The 19,201-nt window shown below is 60.9% G+C and carries 17 protein-coding genes; 7 read left to right on the top strand and 10 right to left on the bottom strand.

Translation table 11 applies throughout. From position 1 onward, the window contains the following. Positions 1-7 precede the first annotated feature (7 nt). From AC0R79_RS27870 to AC0R79_RS27860, 3 genes are all read left to right on the top strand, one after another. Positions 8-1,297 carry a GGDEF domain-containing protein gene (locus tag AC0R79_RS27870; RefSeq protein WP_064380305.1) on the top strand — a complete coding sequence of 430 codons (1,290 nt, stop codon included), beginning with the start codon at positions 8-10 and terminating at the stop codon, positions 1,295-1,297. A gap of 90 nt (positions 1,298-1,387) precedes the next feature. Next, positions 1,388-3,184, top strand: a complete 1,797-nt coding sequence (locus tag AC0R79_RS27865) for an acyl-CoA dehydrogenase C-terminal domain-containing protein (RefSeq protein ID WP_474732539.1) — start codon at positions 1,388-1,390, stop codon at positions 3,182-3,184. Positions 3,185-3,368: 184 nt separating this feature from the next. Next, positions 3,369-5,147 carry an acyl-CoA dehydrogenase C-terminal domain-containing protein gene (locus AC0R79_RS27860; protein WP_221534112.1) on the top strand — a complete coding sequence of 593 codons (1,779 nt, stop codon included), beginning with the start codon at positions 3,369-3,371 and terminating at the stop codon, positions 5,145-5,147. A 227-nt stretch (positions 5,148-5,374) separates the two neighbouring features. Here AC0R79_RS27860 and AC0R79_RS27855 read toward each other — a convergent pair whose 3' ends face one another. Beyond that, the gene (locus tag AC0R79_RS27855; protein ID WP_474732538.1) at positions 5,375-6,301 is read right to left on the bottom strand and encodes a LysR family transcriptional regulator; all 927 of its coding nucleotides are present in this window, start codon (positions 6,299-6,301) and stop codon (positions 5,375-5,377) included. Positions 6,302-6,470: 169 nt separating this feature from the next. Here AC0R79_RS27855 and AC0R79_RS27850 point away from each other — a divergent pair, with 169 nt between their 5' ends. The 4 genes from AC0R79_RS27850 to AC0R79_RS27835 all read left to right on the top strand — a co-directional run bounded on the left by AC0R79_RS27850 (position 6,471) and on the right by AC0R79_RS27835 (position 8,942). Then, the gene (locus AC0R79_RS27850) at positions 6,471-7,754 is read left to right on the top strand and encodes an aspartate aminotransferase family protein (RefSeq protein WP_474732537.1); all 1,284 of its coding nucleotides are present in this window, start codon (positions 6,471-6,473) and stop codon (positions 7,752-7,754) included. A gap of 252 nt (positions 7,755-8,006) precedes the next feature. Beyond that, complete coding sequence (locus AC0R79_RS27845; RefSeq protein WP_127800252.1) at positions 8,007-8,363, top strand: type II toxin-antitoxin system RelE/ParE family toxin; 357 nt, start codon at positions 8,007-8,009, stop codon at positions 8,361-8,363. Continuing rightward, positions 8,356-8,676: a helix-turn-helix domain-containing protein gene (locus AC0R79_RS27840; protein ID WP_474732536.1), complete on the top strand. Its 321-nt coding sequence runs from the start codon at positions 8,356-8,358 to the stop codon at positions 8,674-8,676. Before AC0R79_RS27845 ends, AC0R79_RS27840 begins: the two co-directional genes overlap by 8 nt. A 107-nt stretch (positions 8,677-8,783) precedes the next feature. After that, complete coding sequence (locus tag AC0R79_RS27835; RefSeq protein WP_003228885.1) at positions 8,784-8,942, top strand: YqaE/Pmp3 family membrane protein; 159 nt, start codon at positions 8,784-8,786, stop codon at positions 8,940-8,942. Between the two features lie 3 nt (positions 8,943-8,945). On the opposite strand, the gene AC0R79_RS27830 is transcribed toward AC0R79_RS27835, so the two are convergent. The 9 genes from AC0R79_RS27830 to AC0R79_RS27790 form a co-directional block, all read right to left on the bottom strand. Next, positions 8,946-10,754 (bottom strand): alpha/beta hydrolase family protein, encoded by a 1,809-nt coding sequence (locus AC0R79_RS27830; RefSeq protein ID WP_474732535.1) that lies wholly within the window; start codon positions 10,752-10,754, stop codon positions 8,946-8,948. Beyond that, on the bottom strand, positions 10,720-11,892 hold the full coding sequence (pqqE, locus tag AC0R79_RS27825; RefSeq protein ID WP_192559139.1) for a pyrroloquinoline quinone biosynthesis protein PqqE: 1,173 nt from the start codon (positions 11,890-11,892) through the stop codon (positions 10,720-10,722). Before pqqE ends, AC0R79_RS27830 begins: the two co-directional genes overlap by 35 nt. Then, positions 11,864-12,139 (bottom strand): pyrroloquinoline quinone biosynthesis peptide chaperone PqqD, encoded by a 276-nt coding sequence (gene pqqD / locus AC0R79_RS27820; RefSeq protein ID WP_007959876.1) that lies wholly within the window; start codon positions 12,137-12,139, stop codon positions 11,864-11,866. Before pqqD ends, pqqE begins: the two co-directional genes overlap by 29 nt. Beyond that, positions 12,136-12,888 (bottom strand): pyrroloquinoline-quinone synthase PqqC, encoded by a 753-nt coding sequence (pqqC, locus tag AC0R79_RS27815; RefSeq protein ID WP_474732534.1) that lies wholly within the window; start codon positions 12,886-12,888, stop codon positions 12,136-12,138. The genes pqqD and pqqC overlap by 4 nt, the downstream gene beginning before the upstream one ends. A 21-nt stretch (positions 12,889-12,909) precedes the next feature. Beyond that, positions 12,910-13,821, bottom strand: coding sequence for a pyrroloquinoline quinone biosynthesis protein PqqB (gene pqqB / locus AC0R79_RS27810; protein ID WP_127800242.1), 912 nt, complete (start codon positions 13,819-13,821; stop codon positions 12,910-12,912). A gap of 84 nt (positions 13,822-13,905) precedes the next feature. Then, entirely contained in the window at positions 13,906-13,980 is a 75-nt protein-coding gene (pqqA, locus tag AC0R79_RS27805; protein WP_003444522.1) for a pyrroloquinoline quinone precursor peptide PqqA, read from the bottom strand. Positions 13,981-14,139: 159 nt separating this feature from the next. Continuing rightward, entirely contained in the window at positions 14,140-16,566 is a 2,427-nt protein-coding gene (gene pqqF / locus AC0R79_RS27800; protein ID WP_474732533.1) for a pyrroloquinoline quinone biosynthesis protein PqqF, read from the bottom strand. 38 nt (positions 16,567-16,604) lie between these two features. Next, positions 16,605-17,399 carry a carbon-nitrogen hydrolase family protein gene (locus AC0R79_RS27795; protein WP_007959880.1) on the bottom strand — a complete coding sequence of 265 codons (795 nt, stop codon included), beginning with the start codon at positions 17,397-17,399 and terminating at the stop codon, positions 16,605-16,607. Positions 17,400-17,411: 12 nt separating this feature from the next. Beyond that, complete coding sequence (locus AC0R79_RS27790) at positions 17,412-19,094, bottom strand: flavin monoamine oxidase family protein (RefSeq protein ID WP_127800238.1); 1,683 nt, start codon at positions 19,092-19,094, stop codon at positions 17,412-17,414. Between the last annotated feature and the right edge of the window lie 107 nt (positions 19,095-19,201).

Raw genomic sequence — 19,201 nt, 5'->3', positions numbered from 1 at the left:
TTTACCCTTGCCGCGTTCTTCCGCTGTACGTTTCAGTCATTTCCTACCTTCACTGCTGTTGTTGCTCGCGGGGTTGGCGGCTGCGTACGTCAAAGACCTCAACGTGTTCTTCACCTCGCTGTTTAACGTGTTGCCGACCTTGGTGCTGCTGTTGGGCGGTTCCTACTGTGCGGTTTACCGACGCCAGCGCGAGCTGTTTCTGATGGTCACGGTGTACATCGCCTACTTCCTGCTCGACACCCAGACCGACTATTACCGCGACAACGGCAAGGTGCGCGAAGACGCGGCCGTGGTGTTCCATCTGGTCTGCCTGCTATTGCCCTTGTTGTTCGGGCTGTTCGCCGCGTGGCAGGAACGCACGCACCTGTTTCAGGACATGGTCGCGCGCTTCGCCGTGCTGCTGGCCTTTGGCAGCGTGGCGCTGGGGCTTGAGCAAAGTTACCCGCAGGCGTTGCTCATGTGGCTTTCCGAGATCCGCTGGCCGGCGCTGCATGGCGCATGGATGAGCCTGATCCAGTTGTCGTATCCGGTGTTCATCTCGGCGTTTCTGTTGCTGGCCTGGCAATACTGGCGCAACCCGCGTCCGCTGCACGCGGCGCAACTGGTGGGGTTGCTCGGGGTGTTCTGGATGCTGCCGAAAACCTTCATCCTGCCGTTCACCCTGAACATCATGTGCAGCCAGGTGATGTTGATGATTGCGGCGGCGGTGGCGCACGAGGCGTATCAAATGGCCTTCCGCGACGAACTCACCGGTTTGCCGGGCCGCCGCGCACTCAACGAGCGCATGCAGCGACTGGGTCGCAACTATGTGCTGGCGATGAGCGACGTCGATCACTTCAAGAAATTCAACGACACCCACGGCCACGACGTGGGGGACCAGGTCTTGCGGCTGGTCGCCAGCAAGCTGTCCAAAATCAGCGGCGGTGGTAGGGCTTATCGCTATGGCGGTGAGGAATTCGCCCTGGTGTTTGCGGGCAAGACTCTTGAAGAGTGCATGCCGCACCTGGAAGTCATCCGCGAGTCGATTGCGTCCTACAACATCCAGCTGCGAAATCAGGAAAGTCGCCCGCAGGATGATCAGCAGGGGCGTCAGCGTCGCTCAGGCTCGGGGGCATCCAGCGTGTCGGTCACGGTCAGCATCGGTGTGGCCGAACGCCTGGAACAGCGCACCCCGGAAGAAGTGCTGAAATCCGCCGACCAGGCGCTCTACAGCGCCAAGGGCGCAGGACGAAACTGTGTGATGGCGTTCGGGCAAAACCGCCGTGGCGCGGTGCGCATGGACAGCGCCGCAGGTTGAGTGATGACGGCGCATTCAGCGTCTGGACAGTGATTGTGGGGCAGGGTGGCCGGCAGTAGGTTGAAGCAATCTGCTGAAGGAGAAGCCACCATGCCCGAGTACAAAGCTCCCCTGCGCGACATGCGCTTTCTGATCGACCACGTCTTTGACTTCCACACTCAGTACGCGGCCCTCGGCGCCCACGACGCCAGCCCGGACATGATCAACGCGATCCTCGACGAGGGCGCGAAGTTCTGTGAGAACGTTCTGGCACCGCTCAATCGCAGCGGCGACGAAGAGGGCTGCCATTTCGACAACGGCGTGGTGACAACGCCTACAGGCTTCAAGCAAGCCTTCGCACAATACGTGGAAGGTGGCTGGCACGGTCTGGCGGCAGATCCGGCTTATGGCGGCCAGGGCCTGCCGAGTTCGCTGGGGCTGGTGATCAGCGAAATGGTCGCCTCCAGCAACACTTCCTGGGGCATGTACCCGGGCCTGACCCACGGCGCGATGTCGGCAATCCATGCCCACGGCACCGAAGAACAGAAAGACACCTATCTGCGCAAACTCACCGCGGGCCAGTGGACCGGCACCATGTGCCTGACCGAAGCCCATTGCGGCACCGACCTGGGCATCATCAAGACCCGCGCCGTGCCTCAGGCCGACGGCAGTTATGCAGTGACTGGCAGCAAGATTTTCATCTCAGCCGGCGAGCACGACATGAGCGACAACATCATTCATCTGGTATTGGCCAAACTGCCGGACGCACCGGCCGGGACCAAAGGGATTTCGCTGTTTATCGTGCCGAAATTCCTCCCGAACGCATCCGGTGAGGCGGGGGAGCGCAACGGCGTTTCCTGCGGTTCGATCGAGCACAAGATGGGCATCAAGGCCTCGGCCACCTGCGTGCTGAACTTCGACGACGCCAAAGGCTTCCTGATCGGCGAGCCGAACAAGGGCCTGAACTGCATGTTCACCATGATGAACCACGCGCGCCTCGGCACCGGGATGCAGGGCCTGTGTCTGGGCGAGGCGAGTTTCCAGGGCGCAATCAAATACGCCAACGACCGCTTGCAGATGCGCGCCCTGACCGGCGCCAAAGCTCCGGACAAACCGGCCGACCCGATCATCGTCCACCCGGACGTGCGACGCATGCTGCTGACCATGAAAGCCTTCAACGAAGGCAACCGCGCGCTGACCTATTTCACCGCGCAGATGCTCGATGTCGCGCACCTTAGCCCGGACGCCGACGCGCGTCAGGAAGCCGAAGACCTGTTGGCGTTCCTGACGCCGATCTGCAAGGCGTTCATGACCGATACCGGGCTGGAAGTGACCAACCACGGCATGCAGGTGTTTGGTGGCCACGGATTTATCCGCGAGTGGGGCATGGAGCAACTGGTCCGCGACTGCCGGATCGCGCCGATCTACGAAGGCACCAACGGCATTCAGGCGCTGGATCTGCTCGGGCGCAAAGTGCTGGGCAGCCAGGGCAAGCTGCTGCGCAACTTCACCAAAATCGTCCACAAGTTCTGCGCGGCCAATGCCGGGCATCCGCAACTGGGCGAGTTTGTCGCGCAGCTTGATGGCCTCAATCAGCAGTGGGGCGAGCTGACCATGAAGGTCGGCATGGCCGCGATGAAGAACCCGGATGAAGTCGGCGCCGCGTCGGTGGATTACCTGATGTACAGCGGTTACATCGTTCTCGGTTACCTGTGGTTGCGCATGGCGCTGGTTGCCCAGGCGCAGCTGGAGTCGGGCGAGGGTGATGGCGATTTCTGCCAGGGCAAACTGGCGACGTGCGAGTTTTACTTCAAGCGCCTGTTGCCGCGCACCGCGGCGCATCGTTCGGCGATCGAGGCGGGTGGCGATTGCCTGATGAAACTTCCGGCGCAGTTGTTTGCGCTGTAACACGCCACTGTTAAACAAAAGAGCCCGCAGATTGCGGGCTTCTTTATGGCTGATTGTTGGTGACTAAAAATAACAAAACAGTCACCGCCTGACCCTATGTGTCGCAAAAGTTGTTGGGTTACACTCCAGCTCAACGAAAACACCCTTCCACGAATCACCTGTTTAGATCTTTGCGAGGTTTGCCATGGCTGACTACAAAGCGCCGCTGCGCGATATGCGCTTCGTCCTCAATGAAGTGTTCGAAGTCGCCAAACTCTGGGCCGAACTGCCGGCCCTGGCCGAGACCGTGGACGCGGAAACCGTTGAAGCCATTCTCGAAGAGGCCGGCAAGGTCACCAGCAAAAGCATCGCGCCCCTGAGCCGTGCTGCCGACGAAGAAGGCTGCCACTGGGCCGACGGTGCCGTCACCACGCCGGCCGGTTTCCCACAGGCCTATCAGACTTATGCCGAAGGCGGCTGGGTCGGTGTTGGTGGTGATCCGGCCTACGGCGGCATGGGCATGCCAAAAGCCGTTTCCGCCCAAGTTGAAGAAATGGTCAACTCCGCCAGCCTGTCCTTCGGTCTGTACCCGATGCTGACCGCCGGCGCCTGCCTGTCGATCAACGCCCACGCCAGTGAAGAACTGAAAGCCGCTTACCTGCCGAACATGTACGCCGGTGTCTGGGCCGGCTCCATGTGCCTGACCGAGCCGCATGCCGGCACCGACCTGGGCATCATCCGCACCAAAGCCGAACCTCAGGCCGACGGCTCCTACAAGGTCAGCGGCACCAAGATATTCATCACCGGCGGTGAGCACGACCTGACCGAGAACATCATCCACCTGGTGCTGGCCAAACTGCCGGACGCACCGGCTGGGCCGAAAGGCATTTCGCTGTTCCTGGTGCCGAAGTTCATGGTCAATGCCGATGGCAGCCTGGGCGCGCGCAACCCGGCGAACTGCGGTTCGATCGAACACAAGATGGGTATCCAGGCGTCCGCCACTTGCGTGATGAACTTCGACGAAGCCGTGGGTTACCTGGTCGGTGAGCCGAACAAGGGCCTGGCCGCGATGTTCACCATGATGAACTACGAGCGTCTGGGCGTCGGCATCCAGGGCCTGGCCACCGGCGAGCGCTCGTATCAGAACGCCATCGAATACGCTCGCGACCGCTTGCAGAGCCGTTCGCCGACCGGCGCGCAGAACAAAGACAAGGTGGCCGACCCGATCATCGTCCACCCGGACGTGCGTCGCATGTTGCTGACCATGAAAGCCTCGAACGAAGGCGGCCGTGCGTTCTCCACCTACGTGGCGATGCAACTCGATACCGCCAAGTTCAGCGAAGACGCCGCCACCCGCAAACGCGCGGAAGATCTGGTTGCGTTGCTGACGCCAGTGGCCAAGGCCTTCCTGACCGATCTGGGTCTGGAAACCACCGTCCACGGTCAGCAGATCTTCGGCGGCCACGGCTACATCCGCGAGTGGGGCCAGGAGCAACTGGTGCGTGACGTGCGCATCACCCAGATCTACGAAGGCACCAACGGCATTCAGGCGCTGGACCTGGTGGGTCGCAAGATCGTCGGCAGCGGCGGCGCGTTCTACAAGCTGTTCGCCGACGAGATCCGCCATTTCACCGCGACCGCCAGTGCCGATCTGGGCGAGTTCACCAAGCCGCTGAATGACGCCGTCGACACCCTCGACGAGCTGACCTCGTGGCTGCTGGACCGGGCTAAAACCAACCCGAACGAAATCGGCGCGGCATCGGTCGAGTATCTGCAAGCGTTCGGCTACACCGCTTACGCGTACATGTGGGCGCTGATGGCCAAGGCATCGCTGGGCAAAGAAGCGCAGGACGATTTCTACGCGAGCAAACTCGGTACGGCGCGGTTCTATTTCGCCCGTCTGCTGCCGCGGATTCACTCGTTGAGCGCGTCGGTCAAGGCCGGCAGCGAGTCGCTGTTCCTGCTGGACGCTGCGCATTTCTGATGATGTAACGTCATGTAAGCGATCTCTTACATGACGTGCTGCTGTTCTCCCATAGGCGTAGATTGGATCCAGAGCTAATCTACTTTCCATGGACGTCGCGCAGGAAGCGCAAAGCAACAACACGGACACGTAGGATTCTGCCAGGGTGGCGGAGTGAAATGGATGTCAGGGAAACAGTCTGCAAAGCCCCGCTTCGGCGGGGTTTTCTTATGCCCGCAGAAAAGTTTTCAGCTCAACGCGTCCAGCGGCGCACCTTTCAGCGGTTTGTCCTCACGCTGCATCACCTCTTCCAGCAACGTTCGCAGCAAGGCCAATGGCGCCTGCTGGCGCTGGACATCGCGACACACCAGCCCGACCTTCAACGGTACACGCGGCTCACTCAACGGTTTCCACAACAGATCCTGATCGTCGTACTCCTTTTGCGAACGACCGGGCAGCACCGTCGCCAGACGGGTATGCGGCAGGCTGTCTAGAATCCCCACCATATTGTTCAGTTCGGCCTGCACTTGCGGGCGTCGTCCGAGGCTGGCCAGTTGGGCCTGCCAGATCTGGCGGATCTGAAATTCTTCGCCCAGTAGCAGCATCGGCAATTCGGCCGCCTGACTCATCGAGACTTTCTTGAATTCCCGCAGAGGATGATCCGCCGGGATGACCAGCGTCAGTTCATCTTCGTACAGCATCACGCCGTGCAGCCCCGGCTGACGTGGCGGCAGATAGCTGATGCCGATATCCAAGGAGCCGTTGAGCAGACGCCGCTCGATCTCAAGCCCCGTCAGTTCATAAATCTGTACGACCAGATGCGGCTGGGCCTTGCGCACCCGCTCAAGCATCTGCGGCACCAGGCTGGTGTGCACGGTTTGCAGTACACCAATCGCCAATGTGCGCAGTGCCTGACCCTTGAAGTTACCCAGCGCCTCTCGCGCACGCTGCATGCCGTCGAGCAGTGGCAAAGCGTGGTTGTACAAGGTGTGGGCGGCAAGGGTCGGCAGCAGGCGTTTGCTGCTGCGCTCGAACAGCGTGACGTCGAGGTTCTGTTCCAGATGGCGGATCTGCTGGGACAGCGCGGGCTGAGAGATCGACAGGCGCTCGGCGGCACGCCCGACATGTCCTTCTTCGTAGACCGCGACGAAATAACGCAGTTGTTTGAAATCCATAAGTAACACTTATCGAAAATGCTGAGAAATCGAAATGGCTCGTGGCCGTGAACAGGCCTAGTCTAACCGCATTCACAAGGCTTACAGGGCCGGAAAGCGCAATGACCAGCGTTTGTTTTGAAAGTGTTTACATAGGCAGTTCAAAAAACCTCGATCGAGGTTTTTTTCAATGAATCTGTTCAGTTTGCGGCGCCAGACGCCGAGCCTCGATGACCTGGCTTTTGAAACCCAGGAATCGGATGCCGCTGACGGCCTGAATGCCGAACGTCTAATGCCCAGCGTCGAGCGCCCACAACAGGTATTCGTTCGGGGCCAGGGTTCCTGGCTGTGGGACAGCAATGACCGCGCCTACCTGGATTTTTCCCAGGCCGGAGGTGCCAACAGCCTCGGCCATAGCCCTTCGGCGCTGGTCAAGGCCATCGCCAGCCAGGCCCAGGCCCTGATCAATCCCGGCTTCAATCTGCACAACCGCGGCATGCTCAGCCTCGCCGAGCGCCTGTGCGCCAGTACTTCCAGCGATCAGGCCTACCTGCTCAACAGTGGCAGCGAAGCCTGTGAGGCGGCGATCAAACTGGCGCGCAAATGGGGCCAACTGTATCGCGGCGGCGCCTCGCGGATCATTGTCGCCAGACAAGGCTGTCACGGACGTAGTCTGGCGACGATTTCGGCGTCGGACAGTTGCAACCTGCACAACCGCTTCGCGCCGTTGTTGCCGGGTTTCGATCTGGTGCCGTTCAACGACTTGCCGGCGCTGCATGCGGCGGTCGATGCGCAGACCGTGGCAATCATGCTCGAACCGATCCAGAGCGATGCCGGGGTGATCCCGGCGACCGAACATTACCTCAAGGGTGTCGAACGCCTCTGCCGTGAATTGGGAATTCTGTTGATTCTCGACGAAGTGCAGACCGGCATCGGCCGCTGCGGCACTCTGCTCGCCGAACAATCCTACGGCGTGCGCGCCGATATCGTCGTGCTCGGCAAAGGCCTCGGCGGCGGTGTTCCACTGGCGGCGCTGCTGGCGCGAGGCAAGGCCTGCTGTTTCGACCCCGGCGAGTTGGGCGGCACTCATCACGGCAACGCGTTGATGACCGCCGCAGGGCTGGTCGTGCTCGACAGCGTGCAAGACCGCGCATTCCTCGAACAAATCCGGGACAACGGCCAGCATCTGCGCGAAGGGCTCGCCCGTCTGGCGCATCGTTATGAACATGGCGAGTTGCGCGGGCAAGGACTGTTCTGGGGACTGACCCTGTCGGAAGACTCCGCCGAGGCCGTCGTCAAAGCCGCGCTTCACGAAGGCTTGTTGCTCAACGCCCCACAAGCCAACTGCCTGCGCTTCACCCCGGCGCTCAACGTCAGCAAGGCCAACATCGACGAAATGCTCCTGCGCCTGGCCCGCGCTTTCTCCCGGGTACGCACCGCGCAGCTGCAATGCCGCAAAGGGATTGCCGTCTGAGCTGAAGTTTCCCACCCGAATTCAAGAACCGTCTCGCGGTATAACGCACGCCCCACGCCTGATTCTTTTGGCGTGGGGCGTTTTTTTGTGGCCGGATTTTTCCATCGCGGTTTATCGCTTGAGGGATCGCCGCTGCAGTGTTTATTTAGTGGGGTTCGGCAAGGATTGCCGAAGCCGGCAGAACAACCTTGTCGAAAGACAGGCTTTGTAATCTATACCACTGAGTGGTATATATTTTTGGAAGGGATACCGATGTCGTTCAGGTTGTTCAAGACAAAAGGTTTTGCGATACAGGCCAGCAAAGCATGGATCACCGACGACGAGCTTCGCGAGGCTTTCGCCGAGATGCTTGATGGGCAAGCGGACAATCTGGGAGGCGGAGTCTGGAAGAAGCGCCTGAACGAAAACCGCCACCGTTCGATAGTTCTGGCCAAGGGCGGGCGTTACTGGATTTATCAGGTGCTGTTCGCCAAAAAGGATCGGAGCAATATCAATTCTGCAGAGTTGAAGGAGCTGCGCAAGCTGGCGAAAGCCTATGCACAACTTACCGAAGAGCAGATTCAAGGCTTGCTGGTCATGAAGGCGTTTGTGGAGATAACTCATGAGTAAAAAATTCAAGAGTGAAGTATTTGAATCAGTGCACGAGTCGGTCAGTGCCCTGCATGCAGTCGGTGCGATCAGCAAGGCAACGATGCGTGAGTTTGATGAGTCGTGCCTTGCAGCGGTTCCAGATGCGATCCCGGCGGAGCAGATCAAGGCGTTGCGTGAGCGCAACAACGTCAGTCAGCCAGTGTTCGCGCGTTATTTGAACACCAGCGCGTCGACCGTCAAACAATGGGAATCAGGGGATAAGCATCCAAGCGGAATGGCTTTGAAGTTGCTCAGCATTGTGCAGAAACACGGTCTGCAAATACTGGCCTGAGTGGTCTTGCGCACTCTGTCTGTCGATAGCACTGAACCCTGACAAACGGCACAGGTCGATTAGCTTGTATGGCTCAGGTGAGCCAACCCCCAATCAGGAGCTGCCCCATGGACTTTATCCGCATCATCATCGCCATTCTGTTGCCGCCACTGGGTGTGTTTCTGCAGGTCGGGTTCGGCGGCGCGTTCTGGCTGAACATTCTGCTGACGTTGTGCGGTTACATCCCGGGGATCGTGCATGCGGTGTACATCATCGCCAAGCGCTGAGCCTTAATCTGTCAAACCCATCACTCGCCGGTAGAACCGCCATTCCTGCTCCAGCGCATGGGCTTGGTTGGCGGCCCGGCGGAAGCCGTGGCGTTCGTCGGCGTAGTAATGCGCTTCGACTTCAATGCCGTTTTGCTCCAGGGCCGCGACCATGTCGCGGGTCTGTTGCGGCACGACCACGGCGTCGAGTTCGCCCTGAAAGAAAATCACCGGTACGCGAATGTTGCCTGCGTGCAGCAACGGCGTGCGGGCGGCGTAGCGTTCGGCATCCTGCTCGGGATCGCCGATCAGCCAGTCCAGGTAGTCGCCTTCGAACTTGTGTGTCGCTCGGCCGAGGGCCACCGGGTCACTGACGCCGTACAGACTGGCGCCGGCGCGGAACACTTGATGGAATGCCAGTGCGCACAGCGTGGTGTAGCCACCGGCGCTGCCGCCACGGATGAATGCACGCTCACCGTCGATCATGCCGCGATCATTCAGGTAGGCCACCACCGCACAGGCATCCTCGACGTCCACTGCGCCCCAACTCAGATGCAACGCCTGCCGATATTCCCGACCATAGCCGCTGCTGCCACGGTAATTGAGGTCGGCGACGGCGAAGCCGCGTTGCGTCCAGTACTGGATGCGCGGGTCGAGCATCGGGTAGCAGGCTGAGGTAGGGCCGCCGTGGATGAACACCACCAGCGGCGGCTTCACATCGCCATTTGTGGCCGGGTAAAAGAAGCCGTGCGCTTCACCCGAACCGCTGGGATAGCGCAGGGTTTGCGGGCGGCTGATGCGCTCGGCTGGCAGCGGTGCGATACCGCCGGCCAGGACATTCACTTCACGCGATTTGCGATCGATGGCGATCACTGCAGAAGGGCTGATCGGTGAGGCGGCAATGCAGTAAATGAATTGATCGTCGACAGCCAGATGACGGAAGCGGCTGTAGTCGCCGGTGAAGTCTTCACCGTTGAGCGCCAGGCGACCGAAACCGCCTTCGCTCCAGCTCGCCAAAAAGCCTTCGTCGGTGGGCAGCCAGGTGCAGCCGCCGAGTTGCCATGGGGCTGGCGCGTGATCGGCTTCGGCGCTAGCTAACGGTTGTAAGCCGTTTGCCGACTCGACCCACGGTTGCCAATAACCTCCACGATCGGTCAGACAGCCCAGTCGTCCGCTGGCATCGAAGCGCGGTTGCTGGATCGACTCTTCAAACGCTTCACCCGCCACACAACGCGGGGCGGAAAATCCATTGGACGAGCGCTCGGCGATCATCAGTCGAGTGGATGTCCACGGCTGATGCGGACGGCTCCACTCGATCCACGCCAGGTGCTGGCCGTCCGGGCTGATGATCGGCGATGCGTAAAAATCCGCACCTTCAACTAGCATTTGACGGGCGCCATTCGCCAGATCGATAGCCACCAACCGATGGCAATCACCGTTCTCTTCAACAGCCAGCACCTGCCCATCGGCAAAATGCAGATCACCATATCGGCATTCCCCGGACGTCAATGCCACGGGCTCGCCGTCCAGCGTCTGTCGGTACAGTTGCTGATCCGCCTCGTTAACGAAAACCACCCCGTCAGGCGTCAGACAAAACGCCCCACCGCCATATTCGTACACTCGGCTGCGCACGCTGAAACCCGCAGGCGTCAGACATTTCGCCACGCCATCACACCAGTGCCAGATCCGGCAGGCGGCGTCTGTCGGGCGGTATTCATTCCAGAACAAACCATGGGCGCCGAGTTGCAATTCGGCGAAGTCCACGCCGGCAGCAACGGCTGCGGTGGCGCTGAAAGGCTCAGCCTTTGGCGATGAGGCGCGAGTTTCGTTCATTGCGAAAGGCCAGTTGTTCGATGGTCTGGGTAGCGTGCTCGGCTTCTTCGCGGGCCTTGAGAATCACACCGTGATGTTCGGACTTGCTGCACACCGGATCTGCATTGCTCGCATCGCCGGTGAGCATGAAGGCCTGGCAGCGGCAGCCGCCGAAGTCCTGTTCTTTTTCGTCGCAGGAGCGGCACGGCTCGGGCATCCAGTCATAGCCGCGAAAGCGGTTGAAGCCGAACGAGTCGTACCAGATGTGCTGCATGCTGTGGTCACGCACATTGGGAAATTGTACCGGCAGCTGTCGGGCGCCATGACAGGGCAGGGCGGTGCCGTCCGGTGTGACCGTCAGAAACAGACTGCCCCAGCCATTCATGCAGGCTTTCGGGCGCTCTTCGTAGTAGTCCGGGGTGACGAAAATCAGCTTGCACGGATGCCCTTCGGCTTCCAGCTTGGCGCGGTATTCGTTGGTGATGCGTTCGGCGCGAACCAGTTGCTCTTTGGTCGGCAACAGGCCGACACGATTGAGCTGCGCCCAGCCGTAGAACTGGCAGGTGGCGAGTTCGACGAAGTCGGCCTCCAGCGCAATGCACAGTTCAATGATGCGGTCGATCTTGTCGATGTTGTGCCGATGGGTGACGAAGTTCAGCACCATCGGATAGCCGTGGGCCTTCACGGCGCGGGCCATTTCCAGTTTCTGCGCGAAGGCTTTTTTCGAGCCGGCGAGCAGGTTGTTCACTTGCTCGTCGCTGGCCTGGAAACTGATCTGGATGTGATCGAGCCCAGCCTTCTTGAAGTCGCTGATCTTCTGCTCGGTCAGGCCGATGCCGGAGGTGATCAGGTTGGTGTAGAAGCCCAACTGACGCGCTTCGCGGATCAGTTCGGCAAGGTCCTGGCGCACCAGCGGTTCGCCCCCGGAAAAACCCAGTTGCGCCGCGCCCATTTCCCGCGCTTCGCGGAACACCTTGATCCACTGCTCGGTGCTCAGCTCTTTGCCCTGCTCGGCGAAATCCAGCGGATTGGAGCAGTACGGGCATTGCAGCGGGCAGCGGTAAGTCAGCTCGGCGAGCAGCCACAGCGGCAGGCCGACTTCCGGTTTGGCCGGGACTTGCACCGATGACTCAGGCAAGTTCGATCCAGTGCTGCGCACGGGCAACCTCCATGAATTGCTCGATGTCGTCACCGAGCTCGGGCACGCCGGGGAACTGTCTGTCGAGTTCGGCGATGATCGCCGCGACATCCCGCTCACCGTCGATCAGGCCGCCGATCAGCGCGGCACTTTCATTGAGCTTGATCATGCCTTCCGGGTAAAGCAGCACGTGGCCTTTCTGCGCCGGCTCGTACTGGAAACGGTAGCCGGGACGCCAGGTCGGGGTCTTGCTGCGGTCGAAACTCATAAGGCGATTCCTTTATGCCAGACCCGTTGATTGGTCACGCTGTGATACGGCGGGCGGTTCAGTTCGTAAGCCATGCTCATGGCATCGAGCATGCTCCAAAGAATGTCCAGTTTGAACTGGAGAATTTCCAGCATGCGCTCCTGACCTTCGCGGGTCTTGTAGTGCTCGAGCGTAATAGCCAGACCATGCTCGACATCGCGCCGGGCCTGGCCGAGACGGGTGCGGAAATATTCGTAGCCGGCCGGGTCGATCCACGGGTAATGCTGCGGCCAGCTGTCGAGACGCGACTGGTGGATCTGCGGCGCGAACAGTTCGGTCAGCGAGCTGCTGGCGGCTTCCTGCCAACTGGCGCGGCGGGCGAAGTTGACGTAGGCATCGACGGCGAAACGTACGCCGGGCAGCACCAGCTCCTGGGAACGCAATTGATCCGGATCGAGACCGACGGCCTGGCCCAGACGCAGCCAGGCTTCGATGCCGCCGTCTTCACCGGGAGCGCCGTCGTGGTCGAGCACGCGCTGGATCCACTCGCGGCGGATCTCGCGATCCGGGCAGTTGGCGAGGATCGCCGCGTCTTTCAGGGGGATGTTCACCTGATAGTAGAAGCGATTGGCGACCCAGCCCTGGATCTGCTCGCGGGTGGCCCGGCCTTCATACATCGCGACGTGATACGGGTGATGAATGTGGTAATAGGCGCCCTTGGCGCGCAGGGCCGCTTCGAATTCGGCGGTGGACAGCGGGGTGTCGGTCATTGCGGTTCTCCGGGCCATTCGTTACAGGACGATGCTCATGCCGTCATACGCCACTTCAATGTTGCGCCGAACCAGTTCCGCGCGCTCCGGGGAGTCTTCGTCGAGAATCGGGTTGGTGTTGTTGATGTGGATAAGCACCTTGCGTTGCTCGGGAAGCTGCTCCAGCACTTCGAGCATGCCGCCGGGGCCGTTCTGCGCCAGATGGCCCATTTCGCGGCCGGTACGGGTGCCGACGCCACGGCGCTGCATTTCATCGTCGTCCCACATCGTGCCGTCCACCAGCACGCAATCGCTGCCGGCCATGATTTCCAGCAATGGCGCGTCGACCTTGCCCAAACCCGGCGCGTAGAACAGTTTGCCGCCGGTGCTGAGGTCTTCGACGATCAGGCCGATGTTGTCGCCCGGGTGCGGGTCGAAGCGGTGCGGCGAGTAGGGCGGTGCGGCGCTGCGCAGTGGCAGCGGGGTGAAGCGCAGGTTCGGGCACGCAGCGACGGTGAAACTCTGGTCGAGTTCGATGCGGTTCCAGTCCAGCCCGCCGTTCCAGTGCTTGAGCATGGTGAACAGCGGGAAACCGGTGCTCAGGTCTTCGTGGACCATGTCCGTGCACCAGACTTGATGCGGGCAACCTTCGCGCAGGCTGAGCAGGCCGGTGGTGTGGTCGATCTGGCTGTCCATCAGGATGATCGCGCTGATGCCGGTATCACGCAGGGCCCGGCCCGGCTGCATCGGGGCGAAGCTCTGAAGCTGCGCGCGGATGTCCGGCGAGGCGTTGCACAGCACCCAGTTCACGCCGTCATCGGAAATCGCGATGGACGATTGGGTACGGGCCTGGGCATTCAGGCTGCCGTCGCGAAAACCGGCGCAATTGACGCAGTTGCAGTTCCACTGCGGAAAACCGCCACCGGCGGCCGAACCCAGAATCTGGACGAACATGAACGCTCCATCATTTCAACGCTGAAAATAAAACGCCCCGGCGAGCCGAGGCGTTGCACTGCAGTGTTCTGCTTGAGGCAGGACTCAGCGGCTGGCGAAGTACATGGTGACTTCGAAGCCGATGCGCAGGTCGGTGTAAGCAGGTTTGGTCCAAGCCATCGGGTGACTCCTTTTTCAGGTGGGTGAGATAGCGCTATCCATAGGTATAGTCCACGGCAGCGCAGGGATGTTCCAAATAGTTAGGTGGCTATGTTACTCAAAATTTCAGGGGGTTTGCCCGTGAATCTTTGAGAAAGCTCCTTGCAGCCCCGGTAATGATCATTTTGCCGCTTGCCAGTGCGCGCCCGGCGAAGGGCTGTTGGCCAGGCCATGCCAGCCGCCTTCGGCGCGGATCAGACGTTGTGCGGCGGCCAGCAAGGCCGGGCGATCCAGTTGAACGATGGCGCTGCGCAATTGCACCAGATAATCCGACGAGTGGCCGGCGAGGCGGGCCTGCCACAGCAGTTCGGCAGCGTCTTTGCCGGACAGGACGCTGTCATCGAATTGATCGGCAAGCGTCTGGCGTTGCTTGGCGAGGCTGGCGTCATCGAGGTGTTCGACAAGGGCTGGCAGGCCATCGAGAAACTGCTGAATGTGGCCGAGCAATTGCGCAGCGGTGGCGGTTGGCGATTGCACACCGAACAGCAATCCGGTCTGGCCGTGGAACTGGCGCAACCCGCTGAACACGGCATAGCCGAGTTGCAGTTCGACGCGCAGGCGTTGGTAGAACGGTGTCTGGCACAGGTGCGCGAGCAGGCGCCACGCGGCTTCGTCGTCGATTTCACGGCTGGCGGTCGGGCAGAACAGCAGCAAGGCATGTTCGCTGGACGTGCTGTCGATCTGACTCCACCGGAATCCGGCGTTGATGACAGAAGGTGGGGGAATTTGATTGTCCGGGATGCCGGGGATGCGGCTCAGAGCCAATCCCATGGCGGATTGGGTCTGTGGGTTGAGTCCCAACGCCAGACCGTCCCAGCGGGAAGTTGTCCACAGGTGCGCGGCGTCGTCGGATTCGCCTACCGCTGGCAGGCACTGTTCGGGCAATGCCTTGAGCAGTTGGCGAATCGGTATCAGCGCAGGTTGCGGCTCGCCTTTCGCGGAGTCGGCGCCCACTTGAGTCAGGGATTTCAGCGCGTGCTCCAGCACAATGGGCAGCGTGTCCTGCAGGCCGGTGAGTTTCAGCAGCCACTGATTACCTGTGGCGTTGAAGGACAATTCGACCCCGGCCTGACGCGCGTCGTCGGAAACCTCCCGCAGACTGCGCTGCAGTTTCGCTTGCAGCTCGGCCGTGGCCGCCGCTTCCGTCTGCCAGCGCACATACACCGCACCTTCGTCACCGTTATCCGGCAGCGCCTGGCTGAATTGCATCGGCGAACGTTCGCGGCGGGTACGCGAGCGATCCTGAGCAAACGTGCGCAGGCCCCGGTGGGCGCTGGTCTGGCCGCGGATCAGGCCGGCGTTGGCCAGTGGCTCGGCTGCGCGCAGGAACGGATTGGCAGCGGGCAGATGCCAGTGACTGCTGAAGTTATCCACAGTGCCGATTTTGCCGAGAATCACTTTGAGCGCCGCAACGGCCGTTTCGGAGATTTCATTCTCGAGTTGTTCGCTGTCGAGTCGGGCCAACTGCAATGCACCGCTGACCTGCTGCTGCCGTTCAAGCAGCGTTGCATACTCCTGACGCAACGCCGGCCAGTCCTGCTGCGCTGCGAAGAAGCTCAACCAGTCGAGAAACTGTGCGCGGATGGCGTCGAGTGACCCGGATGCCCAAGTGAACTGAAGATGCAGAGCTGCCTGCTTAGCAAATTGATAAGGCACACAGGCCTGTAAGCCTTCCGCGAATCCCTGCTGCTGCAAGTGAGCGAGCAACCCACCGGGTTTGGCGCTGTTCAACCAGTGACAGAGAAACGCCAGCGCCTCGGCCGACGATTCCGGCAAGTCCTCCAACGCGAACAACAGATTGCCGCTTCGCTCTCCGGCCTGTTGATAACTTTCCTGTGCGTTGTCCATCAAGCGAACGGGGTCTGCCTGTGCAGTCTTATCCCCAGACGTCTGCGCGGCGGCAAACTGTTCGGCCAGCGCTCGCAGCTCTTCAACACTCTGCGGCCCGACCAGACTCAGGATCATCTGCCCGGTGCGGTAAAACCGCTGATGAAAGTCTTTCAACGCCTGCTGAAAATCCGCTTGTTCTACCGGCAGGCTCTCGCGGTTTCCGGCGTGGAAACCTCGCAAAGCATGCGCTGCCGACAATCCCTCAAACAGCGCCTCTTTCTGCTGAGCCGCAGCATCCTGCGACCACGCGACAAACTCCGCCTGCAACACTTCCCGTTCCCGCAACTGATCGTCCGGATTCATACGCGGTCGGGCGAGCATGTCTGACAGACGCTCCAGCCCACCGCTGAAGGACGCTGGCGGCAACTCAAAGAAGAAATCGGTGGTGCGCTCACGGGTGCTGGCATTCACCTGACCGCCGTGACCTTGCACGTAGGCCATCAGCCCTTGCTGTGCAGGAAAACGCTCGGTGCCTAGGAACAGCAAATGCTCAAGGAAATGCGCCAGCCCCGGCCACGCCAACGGCACGTCATGACTACCGGCAGCCACCCGCAACGCGGCGGCGTTGCGCTTCAGGCCGGGCACGTGACGCAGGGTCACGCGCAAGCCGTTGGCCAGGGTTTCGGTGTGGGGGCGGGGATGAGTCGGCGCAGGCATGGGCACTTCCAGAACAGTGAAGTGCCAATGCTAGCGGATTAGCGCTTGTTGAGCGCGTCGTAAAGTTCGGGGCGGCGGTCGTTGAAGTAGCGATTGGCGCTGCGCGAGTCGACCATCAACTGGCGATCCAGCTCACCGACGATCAAGGCTTCGTCCAGTCCGGCCTGGGCGATGCGGCTGCCATCCGGCGCGGCAATGCTGCTTTGCCCGCAGTAATGAATGTCGCCTTCGTGGCCGCAGTAGTTGGCGTAAGCCACGTAGCACTGGTTTTCGAAGGCGCGGGAGCGCACGGAAACATCGGCAATGAAATCGAAAGGAATCATGTTAGCGGTCGGCACCAGAATCAGCTCGGCGCCTTCTAGGGCCAGGCGCCGGGCGTTTTCCGGGAACTCCAGGTCGTAGCAGATCAGGAAACCGAGCTTCCAGCCGTTGAGCTCGACGATGGGAAACTCGCCATCGCCGGGGCTGAACATCGAACGGTCCAGATCGCCGAACAGATGCGTCTTGCGGTAATTGCACAGGCGCTCGCCGTTCGAATCGATCAACTGCACGGCGTTGTAGATCTGACCTTCGGCGGTGCGCTCAGGGTAACCGTAGAGAATCGCCAGACCGGCAGCCTTGGCGATTCGTCCTACTTGCTGCGCCCATTCACCGTTGTAGACCTCGGCCAATGTCGCGACCGCCTCCTTGCCGATGTTGTAGCCGGTCAGGAACATCTCCGGCACCACCAGCAGGTCGGCGCCTTTGGCCTCCATCGCCAGTTGATGCAGGCGCTGGAGGTTGGCGGCAGGTTCCAGTGGCAGCGGTGGACATTGGTAAAGGGCTACACGCATTGAAGATTCCTCTTACTCGGGCAGGGCGATCGGGCCGATGTCGTTGAACACATCACCCGGGCCGGGGTTCTCTTTATGTGTGGACCCGCCGAAGTGCTTCATGATTCCCCAGACCGCGTTGAGCGAGGTCTGCACCGCGCCTTCGACCCAGGCCGGCGTCCACGACACGTCGTCGCCGGCGATGAAAATCCCGCGCTGTTCCGGCGGCATGTCGTCCTGCATGAAGTGCGCGTACATGCGCTGGTTGTAGCGATAGTGGCCGGGCAGGGCGCCCTTGAACGCGCCGAGGAAGTGCGGGTCGGCTTCCCACGACACGGTGATCGGATCGCCGATGATCCGCGCCGCGATGTCGACTTTCGGATAGATCTTCTTCAACGCATCCAGCGCCAGTTTCACGCGTTTCTCTACCGGGTGCGGAAGCATTTTCAGCGCATCGCTCATCCACGAGTACGACAGGCAGATCACGCCCGGTTTGTCGTCGCCGTTGTCGAACAGATAGGTGCCGCGGGTCAGGCGATCGGTGAGGGTCATGCTCATCAGGTCGCGGCCGGTCTCCGGATCCTTGTCCTTCCAGAACGGGCGGTCGACCATCACGAAGGTCTTCGACGATTGCATGTAGCGAGTGCGGTCCAGGGCCATCCACATCTTCTGCGAGAACAGGCTTTCATCGCATTCGATCTGGGTGGTCAGCAGCCAGCTCTGGCAGGTGGTCAGGACGGCCGCGTATTCGCGGGTGTCGCCGTTGTTGTCGGTGACCGCGAAACGTCCGTCAGGCGCGTGGGCGATTTTCTTCACCCCGGAACGTGGAGCGCCGTGGTGCAGCGATTTCAGGCTGGTGCCTTGCGGCCAGTGCACGCAGCGCTCCGGCGCATGACGCCAGATACCTTGTGGCACTTGTTCCACGCCGCCGACCACCAGGTGCTGGTGATCGTCGCAGTTGGTCATCACGACGCGGAAGATTTCCAGCATCGAGTTGGGGAAGTCCGAATCCCAGCCACCGGTGCCGAAACCGACCTGACCGAACACTTCGCGGTGATGGAACGACAGCTTGGCGAAGGCTTTCGAGGTGGCGACGAAGTCGTAGAACGTGCGGTCGTCCCACAGCGGCACCAAGGTGTTCCACAGCTCTTTGAGGCGTGGCACGTCACGGTCGCGGATCGCTTGCTGGATATCGGAGAACTGCGAACCAGCCTCCAGAGCGTCGGCCCAGGCGTCAGCCACTTCCTGGAACAATGCAGGAAGATCCTTCAGGCTCTGTGCGTAATGGGTTTTGCCTTCCAGGTCGATCACGGTGCTGCCGGAGGCCGGCGTCAACGGGTTGGGGAAGGGCTTGGTTTCCAGCCCGAGTTTGTCGACATAGTGATAGAACGCGGTGGACGACACCGGGAAGCGCATGCCGCCTAGCTCGGCGACGATGCCGTCAGTGCCGTTGAACGCCTGGGAACGCAAACGGCCGCCGAGCTTCGAGGCTTCATAAACGACGGGTTTCAAGCCGAGTTTCATCAGCTCATAAGCCGCCACCAGACCGGCGATGCCGGCACCAACGATCGCCACTTCGGCCCCGTGATTGTGCTCCGGAATGCTGCCCAGACCGGCCGGGTGTTCGATCCAGTCGTCGAAGGCGAAAGGAAAGTCCGGGCCGAAAATGGTGACTGGTTTCTTACCGTCTGCAGGATGGCGATTGTTCTTGTTCATGGCTGACCTTGCTGGCGACCCGACGCTGAATGCGCGTCTGAGTATAGGAAAAGATGCCAGCCATTCTAGGGAGCGCAGAACACGTTAATAAGACGCAATGTGTCGTC

The sequence above is a fragment of the Pseudomonas sp. HD57-3 genome (genome assembly GCF_056113135.1).
The sequence above is the reverse complement of the archived record's forward strand: the minus strand, read 5'-3'. Positions and strand labels throughout refer to the sequence as shown.

What these genes read in the sequence shown, in the direction of transcription:
- AC0R79_RS27865 (WP_474732539.1), top strand. Translation starts at nt 1,388, where the DNA reads ATGCCCGAGTACAAAGCTCCCCTGCGCGACATGCGCTTTCTGATCGAC.
- AC0R79_RS27860 (WP_221534112.1), top strand. Translation starts at nt 3,369, where the DNA reads ATGGCTGACTACAAAGCGCCGCTGCGCGATATGCGCTTCGTCCTCAAT.
- AC0R79_RS27855 (WP_474732538.1), bottom strand. Translation starts at nt 6,301, where the DNA reads ATGGATTTCAAACAACTGCGTTATTTCGTCGCGGTCTACGAAGAAGGA.
- AC0R79_RS27850 (WP_474732537.1), top strand. Translation starts at nt 6,471, where the DNA reads ATGAATCTGTTCAGTTTGCGGCGCCAGACGCCGAGCCTCGATGACCTG.
- AC0R79_RS27845 (WP_127800252.1), top strand. Translation starts at nt 8,007, where the DNA reads ATGTCGTTCAGGTTGTTCAAGACAAAAGGTTTTGCGATACAGGCCAGC.
- AC0R79_RS27840 (WP_474732536.1), top strand. Translation starts at nt 8,356, where the DNA reads ATGAGTAAAAAATTCAAGAGTGAAGTATTTGAATCAGTGCACGAGTCG.
- AC0R79_RS27835 (WP_003228885.1), top strand. Translation starts at nt 8,784, where the DNA reads ATGGACTTTATCCGCATCATCATCGCCATTCTGTTGCCGCCACTGGGT.
- AC0R79_RS27830 (WP_474732535.1), bottom strand. Translation starts at nt 10,754, where the DNA reads ATGAACGAAACTCGCGCCTCATCGCCAAAGGCTGAGCCTTTCAGCGCC.
- pqqD (WP_007959876.1), bottom strand. Translation starts at nt 12,139, where the DNA reads ATGAGTTTCGACCGCAGCAAGACCCCGACCTGGCGTCCCGGCTACCGT.
- pqqC (WP_474732534.1), bottom strand. Translation starts at nt 12,888, where the DNA reads ATGACCGACACCCCGCTGTCCACCGCCGAATTCGAAGCGGCCCTGCGC.
- pqqB (WP_127800242.1), bottom strand. Translation starts at nt 13,821, where the DNA reads ATGTTCGTCCAGATTCTGGGTTCGGCCGCCGGTGGCGGTTTTCCGCAG.
- pqqF (WP_474732533.1), bottom strand. Translation starts at nt 16,566, where the DNA reads ATGCCTGCGCCGACTCATCCCCGCCCCCACACCGAAACCCTGGCCAAC.
- AC0R79_RS27795 (WP_007959880.1), bottom strand. Translation starts at nt 17,399, where the DNA reads ATGCGTGTAGCCCTTTACCAATGTCCACCGCTGCCACTGGAACCTGCC.
- AC0R79_RS27790 (WP_127800238.1), bottom strand. Translation starts at nt 19,094, where the DNA reads ATGAACAAGAACAATCGCCATCCTGCAGACGGTAAGAAACCAGTCACC.